Origin of the sequence: Streptomyces bobili (assembly GCF_002154575.1) — a bacterium.
Classification (GTDB): Bacteria; Actinomycetota; Actinomycetes; order Streptomycetales; family Streptomycetaceae; genus Streptomyces; species Streptomyces bobili.
The window spans coordinates 1-1752 of the sequence record NZ_MUBA01000844.1 but is presented as its reverse complement, the minus strand read 5'-3'; the positions used below and the strand labels follow the sequence as shown (position 1 = coordinate 1752).

The window sequence follows — 1752 nt, the reverse complement described above, 5'->3', positions numbered from 1 at the left end:
CGCGCTAAGGCGTGCGGCCTCGCGCGGTCGAATCGGTCCACGACGCGGCGCTCAAGGCCGTCGCCGAGGAACTCGCCCAGGACGGACTCGGCCTGGACTCACCGGAGTTGGCGGCGATCGGGCACCGGGTCGTGCACGGCGGCAAGCACTTCACCGAGCCGACCGTGATCGACGACGCGGTCCGTCAAGCCCGAGCAATTGGCAGATACGGGCCAGAGACACGCCGTGGAAACGGCAGTTCGCCGGCCGGAATCTGCCAATCATCGCCCTTGGCCCTTGGCTCTGGCTCTGGAAGGGGGAGGAGGGAGGGGAAACGGGAGGCCTCAGCCTCGTCCGGGACTCCGCCGGACCCCTCCGCGTCGCCCGTCCGGCCGGGTCAGCCCTGCGGGTGGTGTGCCGGGATCGGGGGGAGTTCCGAGGTCGTCTCGTAGGCCGTCAGCATGTCGATGCGGCGGATGTGACGGTCGTCGCCCGAGAACGGGGTGGCGAGGAAGGTCTCGACGAACTTCGTCGCCTCGTCCTGGGTGTGCATGCGGGCGCCCACCGCCATGACGTTGGCGTTGTTGTGCTGGCGGCCCAGGGAGGCCGTCTCCTCGCTCCACGCGAGGGCAGCCCGGACGCCCTTCACCTTGTTCGCGGCGATCTGCTCGCCGTTTCCGGAGCCCCCGATGACGATGCCGAGGGCGTCGGGGTCGGCGGCGGTCCGCTCGGCCGCGCGGAGGCAGAAGGGCGGGTAGTCGTCCTGGGCGTCGTAGATGTGCGGGCCGCAGTCGACCGGGTCGTGACCCGCCTCCTTCAGCCATTCGACGAGGTGGTTCTTGAGTTCGAAGCCGGCATGGTCCGAGCCGAGATACACGCGCATGGGATGAGTGTGACACGGGTGTCGCCGGGTAGCAGCGCCGGGTATCGCGCCGGAAATGTGGGGGCAACGCAATGGAAGCTCAGGAAAACCTCAAGTAACGATCCGGAATCAAAGGTTCCCGAATCCATTCACCTCAGATTCACTGGTCCGGCTCGTACGCCTCCCGTACGGCCCGTACACCGCTCGTACGGGAGACCCCCTCACGCGGCGCAAAGGAAATCCGTCCCATGACTTCGCAGCCGACCCTGACGAAGGCCGGAAGCGGCCCCGGAGATCCCGGAGATCCCCACTCCGGTCTCCACGCGGGCCTCAAGAACCGTCACCTCTCGATGATCGCCATCGGTGGTGTCATCGGAGCCGGACTGTTCGTCGGCTCAAGCTCCGGCATCGCCACCGCAGGCCCCGGCATCCTTCTCTCCTACGCCCTCGTCGGCACGCTCGTGGTGCTGGTGATGCGGATGCTGGGCGAGATGTCCGCCGCCAACCCGACCTCGGGTTCGTTCTCCGCGCACGCCGACCGCGCGCTCGGCCCCTGGGCCGGGTTCTCCATCGGCTGGCTCTACTGGTTCTTCTGGGTCGTCGTGCTGGCCGTGGAGGCCACCGCCGGTGCCGCCATCCTCGAATCGTGGATCCCCGCCGTGCCGCAGTGGGGGTGGGCGCTCATCGTGATGGTGGTGCTGACCGCCACCAACCTGGTCTCCGTCGGCTCCTACGGCGAGTTCGAGTTCTGGTTCGCCGGCATCAAGGTCGTCGCCATCGGTGCCTTCATCGTCATCGGCGGGCTCGCCGTGTTCGGCGTGCTGCCCGGTGTCGACAGCGACAAGGCCGGCGTCGGCAACCTCGTCGACCACGGCGGCTTCCTTCCCCACGGGCCCGGCGCCATCCTGACC

At 68.4% G+C, this 1752-nt stretch carries 2 protein-coding genes and 1 pseudogene; 2 read left to right on the top strand and 1 reads right to left on the bottom strand.

All coding sequences use genetic code 11. From position 1 onward, the window contains the following. Positions 1–38 precede the first annotated feature (38 nt). Positions 39–182: pseudogene (locus BZL64_RS39395) on the top strand (acetate kinase); the annotation flags it as partial. 194 nt (positions 183–376) lie between these two features. On the opposite strand, the gene BZL64_RS38125 reads toward BZL64_RS39395, so the two are convergent. Next, positions 377–862: a ribose-5-phosphate isomerase gene (locus BZL64_RS38125; RefSeq protein ID WP_086773502.1), complete on the bottom strand. Its 486-nt coding sequence runs from the start codon at positions 860–862 to the stop codon at positions 377–379. A gap of 227 nt (positions 863–1089) precedes the next feature. On the opposite strand from BZL64_RS38125, the gene BZL64_RS38120 reads away from it, so the two are divergent. After that, positions 1090–1752, top strand: a 663-nt coding sequence (locus BZL64_RS38120) for an amino acid permease (protein WP_143663462.1), incomplete at its 3' end; no start/stop codon positions are given.

What these genes read in the sequence shown, in the direction of transcription:
- BZL64_RS38125 (WP_086773502.1), bottom strand. Translation starts at nt 862, where the DNA reads ATGCGCGTGTATCTCGGCTCGGACCATGCCGGCTTCGAACTCAAGAAC.